Annotated in this window: 15 protein-coding genes and 2 pseudogenes; 5 read left to right on the top strand and 12 right to left on the bottom strand. The window is 63.1% G+C overall.

The annotated features are described in order from the left end of the window. Window positions 1–80: 80 nt before the first annotated feature. Window positions 81–1,181, bottom strand: a complete 1,101-nt coding sequence (locus tag N415_RS14760; RefSeq protein WP_068182959.1) for a site-specific integrase — start codon at window positions 1,179–1,181, stop codon at window positions 81–83. A gap of 1,086 nt (window positions 1,182–2,267) precedes the next feature. Between N415_RS14760 and N415_RS30740 the strand changes: the two genes are divergently transcribed. Both N415_RS30740 and N415_RS14765 read left to right on the top strand, forming a co-directional pair. Then, the gene (locus tag N415_RS30740) at window positions 2,268–2,426 is read left to right on the top strand and encodes a hypothetical protein (RefSeq protein ID WP_239645555.1); all 159 of its coding nucleotides are present in this window, start codon (window positions 2,268–2,270) and stop codon (window positions 2,424–2,426) included. A 689-nt stretch (window positions 2,427–3,115) separates the two neighbouring features. Beyond that, window positions 3,116–3,718, top strand: a complete 603-nt coding sequence (locus N415_RS14765) for a septation ring formation regulator EzrA (protein ID WP_239645556.1) — start codon at window positions 3,116–3,118, stop codon at window positions 3,716–3,718. Window positions 3,719–3,867: 149 nt separating this feature from the next. On the opposite strand, the pseudogene N415_RS30745 reads toward N415_RS14765, so the two are convergent. The 3 genes and pseudogenes from N415_RS30745 to N415_RS14770 all read right to left on the bottom strand — a co-directional run bounded on the left by N415_RS30745 (window position 3,868) and on the right by N415_RS14770 (window position 6,084). Beyond that, window positions 3,868–4,175, bottom strand: a pseudogene (locus N415_RS30745) (type II toxin-antitoxin system PemK/MazF family toxin). Continuing rightward, window positions 4,162–4,251 (bottom strand): annotated as a pseudogene (locus N415_RS30750) (antitoxin); the annotation flags it as partial. The pseudogenes N415_RS30750 and N415_RS30745, both read right to left, overlap by 14 nt. A gap of 330 nt (window positions 4,252–4,581) precedes the next feature. Further along, window positions 4,582–6,084, bottom strand: a complete 1,503-nt coding sequence (locus N415_RS14770) for a fatty acid--CoA ligase family protein (protein WP_068182961.1) — start codon at window positions 6,082–6,084, stop codon at window positions 4,582–4,584. A gap of 975 nt (window positions 6,085–7,059) precedes the next feature. Here N415_RS14770 and N415_RS14775 point away from each other — a divergent pair. Together N415_RS14775 and N415_RS14780 are read left to right on the top strand one after the other, a co-directional pair. Next, the gene (locus N415_RS14775) at window positions 7,060–8,232 is read left to right on the top strand and encodes an acyl-CoA dehydrogenase family protein (RefSeq protein ID WP_068182964.1); all 1,173 of its coding nucleotides are present in this window, start codon (window positions 7,060–7,062) and stop codon (window positions 8,230–8,232) included. A gap of 200 nt (window positions 8,233–8,432) precedes the next feature. Beyond that, window positions 8,433–9,125: a GntR family transcriptional regulator gene (locus N415_RS14780; protein WP_068182966.1), complete on the top strand. Its 693-nt coding sequence runs from the start codon at window positions 8,433–8,435 to the stop codon at window positions 9,123–9,125. A gap of 406 nt (window positions 9,126–9,531) precedes the next feature. Here the strand turns inward: N415_RS14780 and N415_RS14785 are convergent, their stop codons facing one another. Then, window positions 9,532–10,674 carry a cytochrome P450 gene (locus N415_RS14785; RefSeq protein ID WP_239645557.1) on the bottom strand — a complete coding sequence of 381 codons (1,143 nt, stop codon included), beginning with the start codon at window positions 10,672–10,674 and terminating at the stop codon, window positions 9,532–9,534. 347 nt (window positions 10,675–11,021) lie between these two features. Next, the gene (locus N415_RS14790) at window positions 11,022–11,759 is read right to left on the bottom strand and encodes an FCD domain-containing protein (RefSeq protein ID WP_068182968.1); all 738 of its coding nucleotides are present in this window, start codon (window positions 11,757–11,759) and stop codon (window positions 11,022–11,024) included. A gap of 828 nt (window positions 11,760–12,587) precedes the next feature. On the opposite strand from N415_RS14790, the gene N415_RS14795 reads away from it, so the two are divergent. Beyond that, entirely contained in the window at window positions 12,588–13,817 is a 1,230-nt protein-coding gene (locus N415_RS14795) for a CoA transferase (protein WP_068183065.1), read from the top strand. Window positions 13,818–14,094: 277 nt separating this feature from the next. Here N415_RS14795 and N415_RS14800 read toward each other — a convergent pair whose 3' ends face one another. From N415_RS14800 to N415_RS14825, 6 genes are all read right to left on the bottom strand, one after another. Beyond that, window positions 14,095–15,615: a class I adenylate-forming enzyme family protein gene (locus N415_RS14800; protein ID WP_068182971.1), complete on the bottom strand. Its 1,521-nt coding sequence runs from the start codon at window positions 15,613–15,615 to the stop codon at window positions 14,095–14,097. An 8-nt stretch (window positions 15,616–15,623) separates the two neighbouring features. After that, window positions 15,624–16,787, bottom strand: coding sequence for a CaiB/BaiF CoA-transferase family protein (locus tag N415_RS14805; protein ID WP_068183068.1), 1,164 nt, complete (start codon window positions 16,785–16,787; stop codon window positions 15,624–15,626). 198 nt (window positions 16,788–16,985) lie between these two features. After that, complete coding sequence (locus N415_RS14810) at window positions 16,986–17,447, bottom strand: MaoC/PaaZ C-terminal domain-containing protein (RefSeq protein WP_068182975.1); 462 nt, start codon at window positions 17,445–17,447, stop codon at window positions 16,986–16,988. After that, window positions 17,444–17,860 carry a MaoC family dehydratase N-terminal domain-containing protein gene (locus N415_RS14815; RefSeq protein WP_239645559.1) on the bottom strand — a complete coding sequence of 139 codons (417 nt, stop codon included), beginning with the start codon at window positions 17,858–17,860 and terminating at the stop codon, window positions 17,444–17,446. Before N415_RS14815 ends, N415_RS14810 begins: the two co-directional genes overlap by 4 nt. Before the next feature lie 23 nt (window positions 17,861–17,883). Next, window positions 17,884–18,969, bottom strand: a complete 1,086-nt coding sequence (locus N415_RS14820) for a zinc-binding dehydrogenase (protein WP_068182981.1) — start codon at window positions 18,967–18,969, stop codon at window positions 17,884–17,886. Then, window positions 18,969–19,400, bottom strand: a complete 432-nt coding sequence (locus tag N415_RS14825) for a PaaI family thioesterase (protein ID WP_068182983.1) — start codon at window positions 19,398–19,400, stop codon at window positions 18,969–18,971. Before N415_RS14825 ends, N415_RS14820 begins: the two co-directional genes overlap by 1 nt. Window positions 19,401–19,542: the final 142 nt, after the last annotated feature.

Genomic DNA, 19,542 nt, shown 5'->3' on the forward strand with positions numbered 1-19,542 from the left:
CATGGCATGTTCCGCTGTCCACAAACCGATCCAGCTCTCACAACGGCCCAGGCTTATCCGCCGTTTATCCGCCGCGACGGTTAATCGCCGAGCCCGTCGAGCGCGTCCGCCACACGATCCAGGTCGGAGTCGTAGAGATCGGCGTAGGTGTGCGCGGTGACCACGATCGAGGCGTGGCCCATTGTTACCTGCAGGAGTTTCATGTCGGCGCCGGCCGATCGGGCCAGCGACGCATAGGTATGCCGGAGGTCGTGCACGCGCATCGTCGGATGCCCGAGTTCGCCGATGCGGGTCCGCCAGCCAACGGCGCGTTTCCAGTTTTCGAGCCCTAGTCGCGCCCCCTTCGGCGACACGATCGCCGGCTCGCTGGCCGTACGTCCGGCGATTCGGCGTTCAAGGGTTGCGATCAGCCGTTCCGGAATCGGCACACTACGACGACCCGCACGGCTTTTGGGCGGTCCTTCAAGGAGGCGGCCAGACAGTTGCGTGATGGATCGGCGAACGCGAATACGCCGCGCCGGCAGGTCGACATCTTCGACGTTGAGTCCGGTTAGCTCTCCGAACCGCAGTCCGGTGTAGGCGAGGATGAGCACCACATCGCCTTGCTTTGCGGCTCTTGAGGACTCGCCCGAGGCCGTGTCACAAAGTTCGGCCAGCTTCGCCACTTCCACCGCGGTCAGATAGACATGGCTCGTTTCACCCATCGCCGGGAACCGCACATTCGCCGCGGGGTTTTTGCCACGCAGTTTCTTGTCCGTGACGGCGTGGTCCAGGGTCATCCGAAGGACGCTGTGCGTCCAGCGCACCGTGCGGGGCCCGAGGCCGTCAGCGGTCATTCCGTTAATCCATTCCTGGACGTCCTCTCGCAAGATTCGCCCAATCGGCCAGTTGCCGAACTTTGGCTCAATCCGCAGCCGCCAGTTGTCCTCGTAGCCGCGGCGTACTTTCGGCGACAGATCGGGCCGGGATGCAAGCCAGCTCTTGTACACAAGGCGCAGTTCGGTTTTGCCGCCGCGGGGATCGACCGCCTCGCCATCTTCGCGAGCGGAGCGCACTTCGCCGTCGAACAACTTGGCAGCCCGCAGGGTCTTGAATGTCTTGGATCGCTTGGTCCCATCGGGCAGCAGCCACTCGACATCCCAGCGGGTGCCAGACTTCGCTTCACGTCTGCGAATTGTCATGGCTCAACACCGCGCGGCGGCAAGCCATTCCACGACATCGGCGCGCATCCAGCGTCGATGCCGAGACGACAACTTACAGTGACGCGGTCCCGGCGACTCCAGCCCTCGCTCTCGTTTCGCCGCCCAATCATGCAGTGTGGAGACCGGGATGCCTGTCATACGTGACACCTCGCCCGCGGTGAGCACATCGTCCGCTGCCATGGTCATGGCTCCTGCCCTCCTATCCCGTCGCCGAACTTTGTTGTCTGCCTGGTGGTCCGGCAACCACAAGGACCTTGTTGCAGTTGGCTCTCCAGGCGACCCGTTGGGAGACGGCACCCGTGATGAGTCCATCCCGATGCGGTGCGCTGCGGTCACCCGAATCGACTCGGTAGATGGGTACATTGTCGCGGTCGCGGTCGGATGTGTGCCATGCCGTTGCGGCGGCCGTCAAGTGTTTTCGCTCTCGCGCTCCTGGGGACCGCAGCGCATTAATGACGTCCTTGGCAGTCACCAGTTGCCTGCACGCGTTCGGGTCAACTAGATCGCGCTGGCTAATGGAGGTGCTCATTTACCCACTGTACGAATGCTGAAGAGCCTACGCGACGGTCGCAGGAAACGTTTTCCGCATGAACATCGCTGTGCGAAGCGCGGGCTAAAGTCGATGCATTGCAGTAAGTCCCGCTAATTCTCTGTCGAGCGGCAGAAAATCGGAATCTTTGACGAGTCGCTCGATTGCGTCCCAAACGAACACGTCTCGACCGTCGTGCGGTCGCGGCGACAGTCGTGAGGGTTGGAAGTGGCGAGAGAACGTCGGGCTCTGGATCCGAACCGGCGGCAACACGGGTTTCACCGCTAATGCCCTCGCGAGTACGGGCAAGCGCCCCGTGCTGCTCACCAACCCGGCATCTCAGCTTCGGTGCCGTGATTGCAGTCGGTCCGCCACGCCGCGCCAGCGGCGCGCCAGCCCGGCGCCGCTGACGTTTTCTCGTCGCGTTTCCAACGGCCAATCCACCGACGATGTTGCGCCGCGTTCTCAGCCGTTGGTGTGCCGCTCTCTGCGTTTCGCCGGTACCGCCGATGAGACCTCTCGGTAGCCTTCCGAGGGTGGAGCAGGCACTGCTGCAGCTGTTGGTGAGGGCTGATCCCGTGCCGCTTTCACTGCTGCACTTTGTCATCACCGGAACCTGGCCACCCGAGGCGATGCAGCCCCGCTTTGACGTGTCATTCCCCAAACGAAGCGGCTCGGGCGCAGTTCCCATCTGAGGTAGACGGCCCACGAGGTACAGCAGGGCGGGCGATTGCACTTCCCGGCCCGCTGGGCGGCTGCGGGCAGCACGTCTGAGGGGAGTCGTAGGGGCGGGTTGAGGCGTCCTGTCAGCGTGTAGCTGGCTCGGCGAGTCATCCGACGGCCCGCACCGGCTCGGCAGCTATGCCACTGACTCGGATTGCACAGGCACGGAGCAGGTGACGCCCGGCGTTGTCACAGCCCACCTCCGCCCAGCAGAGCCTGGGTCCGCTGGGACGGCTGCTCGCCTGGTAGGCCACGGGGTCCACAACCATGCACGGCTGGAGGGGATGCAGGTAAGCCGCCGAGCTGGGCGCCGGCCGTGTCTCCGTACCGGCTCGCTGACGTCCTACCGGCCGCACGCGTCCTCATGACCGCGCACCCTCCCAGCCCTCACGCCGGTCGCATCCGTCAGCACTGACGCCTGCCGCCTCCTACGTGACCTGGGCGGAGCCCGTCCCGTGCCCCGCCAGCCCACCGGAACTTAGGTTCCCCTCACTTGACCGCCCTTACAGACATCACACCTCTTGCACCAAGGTCACGCTTAGATAACAATATGTCCCGACGTAATTGAGAGCAGGGACTTCGGGTGGGCGCTGAGCCGGTGGTTTTGGAGGCACGGACGGACTCGGTGCGAATCTGCCCACGCTGCGGAGAGACATTCGACGTGCCCAAAAAGGGCCGGGGCAGGCGCCCGGTGTGGTGCTCGGCGCGATGCCGGCGGCAGGCCTCCGCCGAACGCATCGCCGCCCGCAATGCCGGTGCGGCGGCGCGCGTCGTCGAGGTACCGCGCGCGCATCGACCCGACCCCAATGCGCGCCTGCCGCTGCCCTCGATGCACACGCTGCAGCGCTTGTTTCTTAGCTCGGACTACCAGTGCCAAACCTTGCTGGAAGACCTGGCGCGCCGGTACACCTCGGGGGCAATGGGTGAGCAGTTGCGGGCGGCGGTGCAGCGGTTCGTGGCCGCGATAGCGCTTGAACAAGCCCTCGCCGACGATCCCGTCTATCGGCGGGCCCGCGAGGACGTCGAGCGGCTGCGGGAGCGTCTGTGCCGCGAGGTCGAGCGTGCCGAGCGGCGCGACCGCGAGTTGGCCCGGTTGCGTCGAGACGCCGAGGAGCTGTGGCGCCTGCGTGCGCGTGTTGCGGAGTTGGAGTCCGCTCTTGCCGGTGTCGCCCACCCACTGCACCAAGCCGGCCAGCACGACCAGGTGCCGGTGAGCCGCCAGCAGCGCCGCGCCGCCCAACGCGCCGCCCGCAAGACCTGCTAACCCAGCATGTTGCACTAGGGCCCGCCCGCGATGTCGGCGACAACACTCCCGGGTTTCAGGGCTGTGCGTTCCGACCAACGTCTCACCGCAGTTGCTATCTCTCTTGTAGACAAACGAGGCTGATCAGAGCTCTTGTCCGGATAGAGGTTTCAGCAGCCGGTGGCCGCTCGAAGTGTTCGACACATCTGGTGTACCCGCGCCGCAGACAAGCGAGTGATCCGGCGTCGGAACGCGGTGCGCGGCAACGTATAAATTTGTCGAAATTGACGACGCAATCGCTTGGCAGGCGGTCGTCGGGGGCGGTCAGTGCCAGCTCGGACACCAGTCCCGTCCGGGTGCGAGTCAATGCGGCCACGACGAACGCGCCGATCCGGTCAGCAACCGGATCCCTGGTGAGAATGAGCACGGGCCGGTCACCGCCCGGTGTCGCGGCGAACCACAGTTCACCGCGCCGCATCGGCCCAGTCAGCCCAGTCCTCGGCAGGCCCCCAATCGGCGATCTCGGCGCGGGCCACAGACGACGTAAGCGGGCGCATGTCAGCCAAGTAGCGCTGCGGCGAGTTCAGTCCGCCATCAAGGTTGATAATCTGCCCTGTGATGGAGCCTTGCAGGTGGTGAACTGAGAAACACCGACAAAGCTGCCACGTCTTTGAGCTGGCCCGAGCGAGGCGTCAAATAATGGCCGGTCCTGTGTCGAGGCCGGCTTTGTGTCAGATTGCGGCCATGCAAACCACCCCTGGAACGTCGCCCGTTCCAAGCCTGCTCCCGCACTTGTGGAAGTTCGCGCTGGTACCTCTACCGTTGCCGCCGCGGTCGTCGGCGGCCCGCTAAACACCGCATCCGGAAGCTTAGCCTTCTGGAGATCATGCGAATTCGTCTGTGACGGAACTAAATTCGACGATAAGTTGGCGGCGCAGCACTTTACCAGTTGCGTTGGTGGGCAATTCGTTCCGGAAGACCACCCGGTCAGGTGTGCGGGAACCGCGCAAATGCTTACGCACGTGCGCGCGCAGCTCTTCGGGATCGGGATCGGTGCCTTCCGCGGGGACGACCACAGCCAGGATTGTCTGACCCCATTGTGGGTCCTCCGTGCCGACCACCGCGACGTCGCGGACGTGGGGATGTTCGATCAGGACATCTTCGATCTCGGCGGGCGCGATGTTCTCGCCTCCGCGAATGATTGTGTCGTCGGAGCGGCCTCCGATAAACAAGTAGCCCTCTTCGTCGATCTCGGCGATGTCGTTCGTGGCGAACCAGCCATCGGCGTCGAGCACCGATCCGATATCGGCGTAATTACCGGAGATTTGCGCGCCGCGGACGAACAGCTCACCGCGTTGTCCGGGGCCCAATATGCTGCCGTCCTCACCCCGGATCTGCGCTTCGATGCCGGGTACTACCTTCCCCACCGAGCCGAGCCGGCGCGCCACCGCCGGATCCGGCGAGCACAGCGCGGCACGGTGGTCCTCGGGGCCAAGGACTGCGACGGTGGAGCTGGTTTCGGTCAACCCGTAGGCGTTAACGAAGCCGACGTGCGGCAGGAGCTGAAGAGCTTTGCGCACCAACGGCAACGCAACTTTGGAGCCGCCGTACGCCAGGTTTCGAAGCGTAGGCAGTTCCACCGGCTTGTCTTCGAGTACAGCGATGATGCGGGCGAGCATGGTGGGCACCACCGTTGCGGTGGTTACCCCTTCGGCGCCGATCAGTTCGAGCCATTTGCGCTCATCGAAATTGCGCAAATAGACCATTTTGCGACCGGCGTACAGGTTCGACAGCGCCGCCCCGATGCCGGCGATGTGGTAGGGCGGCACGCAGATTAGCGTCGCATCTTCGGCTGCCGCGGAGTCGAATTCGACGGTGCCGGTGACATAGCTGGTCAGATTGTTGTGGGTGATCTGGACCGCTTTCGGCCGCGACGTGGTGCCCGAGGTGAACAGCATGACCGCGACGTCGTCGGGGTCGATGAAATTGGATACCGGTTCGGCCGTGCGGGCTGCCGTGATGAAGTCGTAAGAGTGCATCGTCAGGGCCCCGACGCCGGCGACCTGACCGGCGAAGGCGACGTCGACGATGAGTAGGGGTTCGGGTAACCGAGCGATCAGTTCGCGCAGACTCTCGCCCGACAGCCGATAGTTCAACGGCGTAAATGGCACGCCCGCGCGTGCCGAAGCGAACAGCAACAGCGGCAACAGCGCTCCGCCGGTTCCCACATAGGCCACGTGCCGGGCGGCGCATGAAGTGATCACCCCAGCGCCGCCGTCGGCCAACACGCTCAGCTCATCGACAGTCAGCCGAGCATCTCCGGAGACGACCGCCCCGCGATGCGGATTTGTGGAGGCTGCCATCTCGAGCAGCAGGGAAATACTCATGGCTTAATCCCTGATACCCATAACCGACGCATGGCGCAGGCCCGGATAGGACGAGCCACGGTCGCGGCCACGGCGGGCGGTTTCTCGACCCAGCCAGCACTCATCAGTAAAATATATATAGGTTTTCTAGAATCCGGCAATCCGTAGTAGTCCGCGGGTAATCGCCGACACTGGAATGGCCTTCCGATCAGGATGCCGATTTAGCCGCCAACCGCGCCTGCAGGCCTGCAATGATCGTGTCGACGGCGTAGAAGAAGTCGCGGCCGCGCAAGCGCGCCAGCTGTGGCACCAGGCGCTCATCGATGGCAGGATCCCGGTTAATCCGCATGGCGGATCGCTGTCGGGGGCGCTACCATTTGGTCACATCCGGGAGGCGGTACACCAACTCCAGGGGTTGGCGGGTGAGCGCCAGGTACCAGATGTGCGGTGTGCGTTGATCATTGCCTGGAGTTTTTCCTCAATGCCCAAGGCCTCGCCCTGCGCGCCGCGTGAGGGGCGCGCAGGGCGATGACCACGAATCGCGACGACTGGGAATTCGTGACACGTGTCGCGACCGCATCGATTGTCCACACATTGCCGAGGCGAGGCGACTTCGAGGGCAAAACGCGAGTGGGCCCCTTGAGTCCGCGCCGCCTCAATAGATTCACTGGGGTGGACGGTTGCTGGCCTCGGGGGTTCTCCTTGAGGGACAGTGTCGGAGCGACCGGGCCCGCGTGACGGACGGTGGCCGGGGACGGCATCATCACACTTTTCGAAGGGTCCCGGCACTACGAAAGCTGGCGTCTCGTGATCACCAACACAAGTAGATTGCTCCTAGTTGAATACTTTGCGGCGCAGGTCCGCATGACAGGTATGCAGCCGGTCTACAGTAGTTTGGAAGAGCTGACCCGGCTTACAAGGGCACCCTTGGATTCAATCCATCGCCCTGTGTCGGTGTCGGTGCTTGGTTTTTGCGCGTCGGTAGGAGGACCTCGGATGGTGAATGCGCAGTCGGCGGAAGTGGCCGACATAATCAAGGCTGTACGGAGCTTTGTGCGTGATCACGTTGTTGCGTTGGAACCCAAGATCGAGGCCGATGACGACATCCCGCCGCAGCTACGCCAGGCGTGCGCGGAGATGGGGTTGTTCGGCACTGCCATCCCCGAGGAGTACGGCGGATTGGGTGCCGACGTCGAAACCGAGGTGTTGCTGGCCTTTGAACTTGGTTGGACGACGCCCGCGCTGCGAGCGATGTTCGGGACCAACAACGGCATCGCCGGCGAGGTGCTGATCTCCGCCGGCAGCGACGAGCAGCGCAGCGCGTGGCTGCCCCGGTTAGCTAGCGGTGCGGCCATCGCATCATTCGCGCTGACCGAATCAGAGGCCGGATCGGACCCGTCGACGATGAAGACGTCGGCTCGTCGCGATGGTGGTGACTGGATCATCGACGGTGCCAAGCGGTTCATCACCAACGCGCCGTACGCCGACATATTCGTCGTCTTCGCTCGAACCAACCCGGAAGTGCCAGCAGCTCAAGGTATTTCGGCGTTCCTCGTGCCGAAGGGAACACGTGGACTCCAGATCGGTCCCCGCGACGCGAAGATGGGCCAGGCCGGTGAGGTGACTGCTCCGGTGTACATGGACGGGGTTCGAGTACCCGGCGAGGCCATGGTTGGTGGAGAGGGTCAGGGGTACGCCGCCGCGATGCGCAGCCTCGGGCCTGGCCGGATCAGAATCGCGGCGCTGTGCGTCGGCATGGCCGAGCGCCTTCTCGAGGAATCGCTGGCCTACGCCACCACTCATCATCAGTCTGGTCGGCCGATCGCCGAATTCCAGCTGATTCAAGCGATGTTGGCGGACAGCCAAACCGACATCTACGCGGGACGCGCGCTCGCTCTGGAGGCGGCCCGCGCGTTCGACGCCGGCACCGACCGAAGGACCGGACCGTCGGTTGCGAAATACTTCTGCAGCGAAATGGTCGGTCGCGTTGCCGATCGCGCCGTGCAGCTTCACGGAGGCACCGGATACATGAAGGGCGTAACCGTAGAACGGCTATATCGCGACGCGCGGGTTTTTCGGCTCTACGAGGGAACCAGCCAGATCCAGCAGTTGATCATCGCCGGACAGTCGGTGCGGCAATACCGTAATCGCGCCGGAATCCCGTCGTGAGCAAGGCGGCGAACGGCAAGTCGACAAGCAATGGGGAAGGGGACGGCTGATGTCACCGATTCACCATCTGGCAGCGCAGTGCCTTGAGAAGATTGCGCAACTCAAAGCCCAAAGGAATGGCTGCGCGTCGACCAAGCGCCGCGCACGCCCGTCGGCAAGCCCGACTATCGGACCATCAAAACGTTGATGAGGACGACCTAATGCCCAAACGATACGGTACGAAGGAAAAAGACCAGGCCGTCGAATACATTATCGACCGCCTGCTGACCGGCAAGTTGCGCACCGGTGATCGGGTCGACCGCAACGAGATCGCCAGAGATCTCGGGCTGAGCCGGGTCCCGGTGACCGAGGCCATCGGACAACTGGAACACGACGGAATAGTAACGTCTCGCTATCACCGCGGTACTTTCGTCGAACGTTTCGACCCGGCCACGGTGCTTGAGCACCACGAGGTGTACGGCTTGCTCAGCGGCATGGCATCGGCGCGTGCGGCGACCTACCCGACGCCGCGCCTGATCGACAAGCTTAACGAGCTGATCCGCGTTCTTCGGACGGCAACCGACTCGGAGATCTTCGAACAGACCACCTGGGAATATCGCCGCACAATCAACCACGAGTATGCCGGTCCGCGGCTGCAAGCTGCCATCCGCACGTCGCAGAGCTTCATTCCCAAGGCTTTCTGGGTGAACTTCGAGGACAACCAGAGATTCATGCTGCCTTCCTACGAGCGGGAGCACGCCGCGATCCTGCGTCATGATTCCACCGCTGCACGTGCCGCGTGCGAGGACCGTTCGATGACCACGGCGCGTGTGGTCGTCACCGAGCTGGTACGCCGCGGTGTGTTTGAAAGCACCGATGCTGTCGCCCCGGTCGACGGCCTGTTGTCGCCATGAGCACGACTTAGCCGAGGGAGCGGCGACGCGGCGCGCCCTTTGATTGGGGCACGAGGAATTTCGCCTGCTGGCACGCGACTTCATCGCCAGGAATGTCACCTCTTACTACGACTGGATCACGGACGGCATCTTCCCCGCGCAATCTGTACCGCCAACTCACCAGATCGGCGTCATGGGCTTTCGCGATTCCTGAGTACGGCGCGACCTCGGTGACCAACTCGACGTCGAAGAAGTTTTCGGAGGGCGTGAGAAGGTCACTGTGCCAATATGATCGCCGCCCAAGTGCGCACGGACTCCGTCGAATTTCGGCGGCCTCGCCATTGCTCGCCGTATCGGGGCACAGTATTCAAGCCAGCCTTTCCGATGACGCGGTCGACAGGGCGATAGCGCCTCTCGGACTGAACCGTCACGACTTCCACTGCACAGGCAAGCTGATCAGCGCAGCTGTATTCGCCGGCCATTCGATCTGCGGTGTGAACCCGGGTTTCACCTCGAAGTCTGGGATGCGGCTCAGCCATTCGTTGACAACGAGTGTGAGCTCGATGCGGGCTAGATGCGAACCCAGGCAGCGATGCGGACCGCCACCGAATCCCCAGTGCCGGTGGACCTTCCCGTCCAGCACCATCCGATCGGTCGAGATATCGTCGCTGCCGTCACGGTTGATGGCGCCGATACACAGCCGTATCGGTGAACCCGGTGGCAACCTGAATCCGCCGACAGTGACTTCCTCGGTCGTGATCCGCGGCAGGATGGGTGCGGCCGATTCCAAACGAACGATCTCCTCCACAAAAACGTTGGTCTGTTTGGGGTCTTCGCGCAGCTGCCCCCGTAGTGCCGGGTCGCAGGCCAGTTTTTCCAACGCGAAACCGATTGTGGCGGTAACGGTGTCAAGGCCAGCTAGCACGAAAAGAAAGCTCAGCCCGATCGCTTCAGCTTCATCGAGCGGTTCCTCGCCGGTGAGAACTTGCGACAGGATGTCTGGGCCGGGATTGGCTTTGCGTTCGGTGATCGCGTTGGTCAGATAGGCGAACAGCTCGAGCGCCGGCCCGAGCTTGTCCTCTCCGGGTACACCAGGCAGGTCGGCCAGCGCGATCACGGTGTCCTTCCAGTTGACGAGCTTGTCACGGTCGGCCAGCGGTAGCCCGTACAGCGTCAGGAATACCTGTGAGGGGTAGGGGATGGCGATATCGGTCACCACGTCGCACTCACCCTTGGCGGCGACGTTGTCGATGATGTCGATCACTTGTTGCTGTAAGGACGGCATCATCTTGCCGAGGGCATGGGGACTGAAGAACGGCTGAAGGACCTTGCGAAAGCGGGTGTGTTCAGGTGGGTCATAGGAGATCGGCACCAGGGGCAGCGGGCTGCCGAGCATGTCGAAGGCCTTCTTGGACGAGTAGATCTCAGGGGTGCGCAGTGCGTTGAGCACGTCATCGCGATGAGTGAAGTAATACCACTCGTTCATAAGCACCACCGGGCCTATATCCCTCAACGCGGCCCACCCGGCTCCCCTATCAGCTGCCATCGGCAAGGCGTCGAGCTCGACCATTGGGACGCCAAGCGCGTCGGTCCCGATGGGATGTACAGCTGTCATGTGCATCGACTTCCGTTAATTGGCGAACTATCTACCTATTTAAGCCGATGAAGGTGAACTCCGGTACCCCCGATGTTCAGATACCCATCTCAGCGCCACAATCGGGTCGTCGGATGACGGCCTCGGGTCGGGTATCGCATCGGGAGGAGACGCCCGACCATCCTTAGAAACACGGCCAGCCCTGTTCAGACTGATAGCCGAACTAAGTAACTGCTTGCCGATTACAGCAATCGGAGCAAGAAATCGTGGGGAGGGGCAAACGACCTCGGCATGACATCCGCCATCGATGTCGGGCGAATGGCTTAGAGCGCCGCGGAGAGCACATCGACGACTGCGACTCTGGAGTCTTCAATCATGTACTTCTGCACCCCGTCGAGGTGCCGCCGCCAATGCCGTTGAGCACCTTCTAAGTCGCCCTCGATGAGTAGACGCACCAATTTGTTGTGGCCGCGCTGATGCGTGCGGCAGGCTGGGACGTCATACCCCGCCGGGTGGTCGGCCAAGTGCGCTCGATTGTGGGCCTCGATGATGCTGTACAGCTGATCGGCCAGCACAGACAGTGTCGTATTGCCTGCCAGCGCCATTATGGAGTGGTGGAAAACCACATCGAACTCGGCGTAAGCAGCGGGATCCTCGATGAGCCCGGCGCCGCGAGTCGAAAGTTCTTCGAGTTCTCTGATCTGGCGGCTGAGTCCTCTCCCAGAAGCAAGACCGATGGCGGATTCCTCGAGAGCCGCGCGTGCTTGGTAGACGTCGTCCAGTGTGGTTCCGCGTGATTGCAGCAAGGCGCCGGTGTAGCGGCCGGCGGCACCGGGGTCTGGGCGACGGGCACGTGCACCACCTCGGGCGCCACGCAGCACTTCGATGAGTTGTTCGGACTCGAGTATCCGGAAGGCCTCGCGCAGGGTGGGGCGGGAAACGCCGAACTGCGTCATCAGAGTCGCCTCCGAGGGCAATGCGTCGCCCACGTCTATATCACCCATCACGATCTGCCGTCGCAGTTTGGCGGCCACGAGCTCGCCGGCCTTTGGTACCTTCACCGCGTAAGCGTCTAATGGCACGCGTCGTACGTCCTCTCGTCTCACCCGCGGCGGGGGCTACTGGCGCTCTATGTGAGCTTGGCTGCCGAGACGCCGTGGCCCATAGCGTCAATAAAGAACAAAATACTAATTTATCTAGATTATAACTCTAAGTCGAGAAGCTGGGCCTCGGCAGCGAAGACCCCCACGAGCTGGAGATCTGCGGCGCAGACCCACGCCGTCGCGGCGCTCGTCCCGACACTCACTTCACTGTGGTCCGCGCGCTGGTCGCGGGACAGGAAGACGACGTGGACGACGAGTTCCTGTCAATCCATGGCGCGACCATCCGTCCGGCGCCCGATCCGCCGGTGCCAATCCTCATCGGGGGCCGATCGGATGCGGTGCTTGAACGAGTAGGGCGTGCAGGCGACGGCTGGATCGCGATCTGGCTCACGGCTCAGCGTGCGGCGAGCTCACTGGGCGGCCATGGACCAGTACGCGGCCCATCATGGGCGCAATGAGGACGGGAATGGCTATCCACTGATGGTACGGAGTGGGGTGGGCGACTCGGTCGAGCAGCCGTTCTCGAGCACATGGTCCAGCTTGCGCAACGGATTGGCCGGCGCACATAGGAACGTTTGCGCAGGCGCTGATGACGGGGGCGGGCGGGCCGACCGAATGGAACAGGACCACGTGGGCGGCCTACCATAACGTGAATAAGTAGGACTACAATTTAACTGATTGCGTTTGGGGCGAGGCCCCAAGAGCCAATCAAACTGCTATCGCGCGCAGCCGGCGCGATGCGAGGAGATGGTCGATGACCTCACCGGCTTCGAGGAGGCGGTTGCCTTGAAGAAACCCATGACAGGCGTTCGAGTCATCGAGGTCGCCGAGTACACGTTCGTGCCGTCGGCGGGCGCGGTGTTGGCCGACTGGGGTGCCGATGTCGTCAAGATCGAAAATCCCGTGACTGGTGATGCTCAGCGCGGCTTGGTCAGCGTTCTGAGCCGTTCCGCGTCCCGGCAAGGCGTCCCATTCGCGCCGATGATGGAAGCGCCAAATCGCGGCAAGCGCAGCATCGGACTGTCCCTGGCTCTTTCCGAGTCGCGTCCGGCGTTCGAGGAGCTCATTCGGCGCAGCGATGTCTTCCTTACCAGCTACCTGCCACGAACACGCGCGAAACTGCGCATTGACGTCACCGACGTTCGGCGGGTGAATCCGGACATCATCTACGTCGCGGGAAGCGGCTTCGGCCATCACGGGCCCGACCGCGACCGCGGGGGCTATGACGCGACGGCGTTCTGGGCTCGCGGCGGCAGTGCGCAAAGCGTCACGCAGATCGACGACGATTCGCCTGCGCCAATGCCAGCCGGTGCGTACGGTGACAACATCGGTGGCCTCACCATTGCCGGGGCCGTGGCCGCGGCCCTGTTTGGCCGGCAGAACACCGGCGAAACGTCAAGCATCGACGTGTCACTGCTTTCCGTCGGAGCATGGGCGATGCAAGCCAACATCAATTTGGCAATGCTTTACGGATGTCCGTTACCGGTCATCGGTGGCCGCGCCCCCGCCCCAGGTAACCCGCTGACTGGGACATATCGGTGCAAGGACGGCCGGTTCATTCAGTTATCGATGTTGCAACCGACGCGCTACTGGCCGGAATTCTGTTCACTGTTCGGCTTGGCATCAGCTGCGACCGATCCTCGGTTCGCGTCGATGGAAGCCCTGGCGCAGCACAACGACGAGGCGATCCGTCTGGTCGCCGAGGCCATCGGCTCCCGTCCGTTCGAGGAATGCAACCGGCTGCTCGATCAATCCTCCGGGCCATGGGCGCCGTTGCAGGACGCTTGGGAGGTTGCCAACGATGAAGCACTCATCGCCAATGGGCGAATCGCCGATATTATCGACTCTCAAGGCCATCCTCAGAGGCTAGTAGCCAACCCGGCGCAATTCGACGGCGCACCAACGAGATTGAATAGGGCGCCATTGTTTGCCGAGCACACCGACGAAGTGCTGCGCGATCTGGGTGTCGATGAGACTGAACTACTGCAGTTGAAGTATGCAGGCGCCATTACCTGATTCGCTTTTCCTACCGTGCGCGCGGCGGCATCGATAGCTTCACCCAGACCAACCCGAAAGCGTATAGGCAGAAGCCGCACGACCTTCAGAACGCGTTAGCGGCCCCATAGCGGCGAATCCCAGCGCAAGCGGCAGGGCGCAAGCGCCAACCTTTCACGCCCCGAAGGCGCACACGACGTGCTCGCCGGAATTTGGGCACCTCGATCGTCACGAAGTCACCCTGGCCGATGCCACGCTGAGCGAGTGAACGGGAATCCCGGCTGCCGCGGCGGTCCAGTTATTGCCAAATCACCCGATGTCCCTTTGCACCGCAGGACGTTCGGCGCGCGAGTTCGCGAGATAGTTCGCCTCGCAACAGTTTCCCGTTCGGATTTCGCGGAAGTCGATCCACGAAGATCCACTCGACGGGAACCTTGAACCCCGCCAGTTGCGCCCGGCAATGCACCCGCAGGTTTTCGGAATCCGGGGGCTCCTCAACGTCGACTGGTACCACGAAGGCGACGATTGTCTCACCAAGCCGGCGGTCCGGTTTGCCGACGACTCCAGCCGACACGACGTCGGGATGCGTCTCTAGTATTTGTTCCACCTCGAGAGGAAAGACGTTCTCGCCGCCGCGGATGATCTTGTCTCCTCGACGTCCCACCAGGTAGACGAAGTCGTCGACCACCCGACCCAGGTCGCCGGTACGTTGCCACCCCTGCTCGTCAACGACGAACGAGTGGTCGCTACGCGCCCATATCTCTCCGATTCCGTTAGCATCCGGTTCGTTCAGCCGCAGTTCTACTCCCGGCGCAGGTCTTCCGACCGATGAGAGCAATCCCTCTTGTCCCGCCGCGGCTCGTCGATGGTCGTCGGCGTTGAGTACCGTCACGGGGCTGCCCTCGGTCTGGCCGAATAGGTTGATGAGGTCAACTGCGGGCATCACCTTCTGCATTCGCCGCACGGTGTCGGGGTGAATCGACGAGCCACCGTAGGCAAGGACTCTCAGGCTCGGCGGCGCGGGCACGCCTTCCTCCAAGAGCATCTCAATGACGGACGGTACCAGCGTCGTGTGCGTTGGAGCCGCAGATGCGAGATTACGCCAGAGATCGACGGAGAGGGGCGGTATCAGGATGATGCTCGCGCCGTTGGCCAGCGCGGGCATGAGGTTGCCGAGGCCGGCAACGTGATGGAAAAGGGCCGCGGTCACATACCGTGCGTCGCCGTTGAAACCGCAGAGCTGGCCGAGTATTTCGGCGCGGCGTTCGAAGGGGCCCTCGGGCACCGGAACCGGTTTCGGCAAGCCCGTAGTCCCGGACGTGTGTAGCATGCAGGCGATGTCCTCAGGCCGACGTGCATCAGCACCCAAAGCAACATTGCCAGCGCCGATTTCATCGACGACGGCGATCCGCTTGCCGGTTGCCTTGGCCAACTCGGAAGCGAAATCACGGTACTGCGGTTCGGTGACCAAGACAGGGCCAGAGATATTTTTTAGGGACGCGAACACTTCTCTGTGAGTCACACGCGGCGCGAGAGGAGCCAGCGGACGACGAGTGAGCGCGCCTGCAATCAAGAGGGCCACCGAGTGCGGCTGACTGGTGAGTAGCGCAGGAACGCAGTCTCCGGCCTGGACACCGTGTACGTCGAGGTAGTCACTGGCACCTGCCGTTCTGGCGACGAGTTCGGCTCGCGTCCACGATTCGATGCGCTCATGATTCATCGAGACGATCGCATCTCGATCGGAATCGCTGAGCAGGTGGTGCAGAATGCGTTGTGACCACGTGGCGAATTGGCGTGGTGGTGCGGGGGCGGGTTCCATCGCGTGCCCTAAACCCGTTGGGAGCCAGTAGCAGCCACTATTTCCTCGTCGGTCAGGCCCAATTCACGAAGCACTTCTTCGGTGTGCTCACCACGATCCGGCGGTGCTGACGGCACGTCGGCAGGCGTCGCGCTGAACCGTGGTGCGGGGGCGGGTTGTTCGATGCCGCCGACGGTGATGAACGCGGAGCGAGCCTTCGCGTGCGGATGTGCGGGGGCCTCGTCGATGCTGAGCACCGGCGTGACGCATGCATCGGACCCGTCGAACATGGCAGCCCACTCGTCTCGAGTCTTGGTGCGGAACACCTTGGCGAGCGCTTCCTTGCCCTGTGGCCACAGCGCGGGGTCATCCCGGGACGGCACGGCGCCGGCAGGCTGATCGAGGATCCGGAGGAATTCGGACCAGAACGGACCCTCGAGCGCACCGACGGCAACGAACTTGCCATCGGCGCATTCGTAGACCTCATACTGCGGGGCGCCGGTGTCGGAGTAGTTGGATCCGGGTTCGCCAGGCCAACGGCCTTGCGCGCGACCGCCGAGGACGACGGCCATCTGCAGAGCAGCACCGTCCACCATTGCCGCGTCGATGACTTGCCCTTCGCCCGTGCGTGCGGCGTGTACGAGCGCAGCGGTGATGCCGAAGGCCAACATCATTCCGCCGCCGCCCATGTCACCGACGAGGTTCAGGGGGGGCATCGGGCGCTCGCCGGTGCGGCGGAAATTGTCCAGAACGCCGGCCAGTGCGATGTAGTTGATGTCGTGGCCTGCCGTGGACGCCAACGGCCCGCTCTGCCCCCACCCGGTCATGCGCGCATACACGAGCCGCGAATTGCGAGCCAGGCAGTCGTCCGGGCCCACACCCAGCCGCTCGGTTACGCCGGGCCGGAATCCCTCAACGAAGACGTCTGCAGTCTCCACCAGTCGTAGCAGGGCGTCACGACCCTCTGCTGACTTGAGATCGAGTGAGATCGATCGACGTCCCCGGTGCGGTATGTACCGACGGGGGTCAGCCTGTGATCGGCCGCCATCATCGATGGATGCAAGCGCAGCCGCCGACATGGCCCGTTCGACTCGCACAACCTCGGCGCCCAGGTCCGCAAGCAGCATGCAACCGAACGGCGCAGGCCCAATCCCCGCCAACTCGATTATTCGTGTGCCGCGCAGTGGTCCCATGTCGGCGTCCTTCCTGTACACGCACCAGTTAATCAGATAGATAAATGTGTTGTATCGACCCTGTCGCTTGCACCCGGATCGCATGTTTCCGCTCGTACGTTGGGCGAATCGAACCAGGGCACGATCGTGACCGGTGTTGACTCGACGCCGCCCGGCGCCCACAAAACACTGACGATAACGGCCAAGCGTTGCCGCGGTTCAGTCACTCGACGGGGGACCCCCGTCGTCCGTTTCGTCGGTAGTGGGCGTCTTCAGGGCTACCGTCGCCCAACCGGTGAGGTGCACCCCACCGGTATGACGAGTGCAGACCAAGTCGAGATCGACGACGCGTTCGTTCTCATCGGTGCGGGAGTCGACAACGGTTGCAGTGTATGTCAGTTCGTCACCAGGCCACGCCTGCTCCTTGAAGCGGACCCCGAACTTACGGACGTTTTCTGGGCCCAGCCAGTCGGTCACGTAAGTGGCTAGCCTCCCGGCTGCGAGCATGCCAACGGCGAACACTTGGTCATACCCTGCCCTTGCGGCGTATTCGGGGTCATGGTGGATAGGGTTCATGTCGCCCGATGCGCCCTGATACCGAACGAAATCGGTGACTTTGAGCGGCTTGTCGGTTCGCGGCGGTGGCGAATAGCCGACGACAACGCTTCCAGTTTCGGTCAATGGTCTCCTCCGGTGGGTTTCGATGTCTCAACGAACGTGTTGCGGACTTCTGCCACCAGATCGCCCTTTTCATCACGAAATTCGGTGAGCAGAGTCGTGAAGGTCAGGGTGCCGCCGCGTTTACCTTCCTTAGTATGACTACCTTCGATGCGTTGCTGGCCCGTCAGCTGCATCCCGATGCGGGGTGGTCCCTTGGGAAACGCGAACTCTTGACTAGCGTGCAACACGCGCCGCATGTCGCGATCCTTTGGCCATGCGTTGTTGTCGGGGCCCTGCCAAAGGATCGCGGTCATCAGAAACGTGGGCGGCGTTACTCCGCCCGGCGAATAGTGCGCGGGATGCTTCGAGCCGGTCGCCTTTGCGAACTCGCGCGACTTGCCGAGTTCGATTGGGATGTCAAATGGCTCGGCCACGTTACTCCTTTCGACGTCGTGACTCATGGAACGATGACTGCGTGCAGGGGAGGTGCTTCGCCGTGGGCCATGTCGCCCAGAAGATCGGCCACAGAGCCAGCGTCGAGTGCGCAGGTCACTCGCGGGATGGCCTCGAACCGATCGTCGGTAGCCAGTAGTTCGAGCGCGCGCGCGTAGGCGGTGCCGTCGACGCCGCGTGCCCCGAGCAACGTCAACTCCTTCAGCACGAACCGGTCGGGGTTGAAGTCCTTGAGGGCGTGCAACCCGCGGGTTCCGGCGACCACCACGGTTCCGCCAGGCCTCGCCAGATCGATGGCTTGAAGGAAAGCGGCGGGCGCGGCAGCAGTGACGTCGACGACGACATCGGCCAGACCGCCCGTCCTTTCCTTGAGCAACGCCCTTGCGTCTGTAGTGGTGACGTCGACGGTCTCGGTTGCACCCAGAGTGCGCCCGAGTTCCATGCGCTCGCGGTCGCGGCTCCCCGCCCCCGTCAGCAGAGTGAACGCGGCACCGGCGATGGACACGACGGCAACCGAACTCAGCCCACGGAGGCCCGGCCCGAGCACGGCCACTACGTCACCTTGTTGAACCTGCGGCAGCACGTGGGCCCACCGCACGCCGGCGCCCAGCGGGTTGAAGAGGGTGGCATAGGCCGCATCAAGTCCAGGCGGCACCCTGTGTACGAGGGCATCGCATCCCAGCAAGAGGTGCGTTGCAAAGCCGCCCCACAGCCCGGAGCCCCATTCGATGGAGGTGTTCCCATAGGACCGCGCGAGTCCGTAGGTTCGACAGAGTGGATATGCGCCTCGACGGCAGGCATCGCACTGTTCGCAGCGTTGGAACACCTCGAGCGCCACGACTTCACCCTGCTCGAGGCCGCGAGCCGATAGGAATTCGTCGGTGGCTCGTTCGACGACGCCGACGACCTCGTGGCCGGGTATCAAAGGAAGGCTGCCGGGCATTGCGCCGGTGAACAATTCGTGATCGCTTCCGCAGAGTCCGCATGCCAACACACGCAAGATGGCTTCGCCGGCCGCGGGGGCGGGAATCTCGATGTGCCGCTCGATCAGGTGGTTGGGAGTCTCAAGTACGAGAGCGGTCGCTTTCATCACGTGGCGATCCGGTAGATGACAGTGCCCGAAGCCACTGGCCGACCGCTTTCGCTAACGATCGAGACCTCGGTGAAGTTGAGTTCCCTGGCTCGGCGCACGCAACGTGCGGTCGCGATCACCGCCTCACCGCGGGCGGCGCCGGTGAAGTTGATCGTGACGCTCACGGTCGCCCCCCGAGTGCCCTTCTCATAGTCGTGGCCATTCCAGGCGGCGGCACTGCCGGCGACGTCGGCGAGGGTGGCGATCGCCCCACCGTGCGCAGTGCCACCGCTGTTGTCGATCGCCTCGCTGAAGGGCAACCTCACCACAGCGACATCTGGCTCCGACCAATCGATGAGTTCGAGGCCGACGACCTTGTTGAACGGCACCTTGGTGAACATGAACCGCAGCGACTTTCCATGGCGCTCGCGCTGCTCATCTTCGCTCACCGCGACGCCCTAATAAATGAATACATATGGAGCTTCCTTTTCCTCTGCTTAACCTCTGTCAACAGTAAGTTGGTTCTTGAGCTTGGCCGCTTTGCGAATGAACTTGGATTCAAATGATATGGGCATCGAATAGTGCGTGATC

It is taken from the genome of Mycobacterium sp. UM_CSW (assembly GCF_000455205.1).
In the GTDB taxonomy this organism is placed as follows: Bacteria; Actinomycetota; Actinomycetes; order Mycobacteriales; family Mycobacteriaceae; genus Mycobacterium.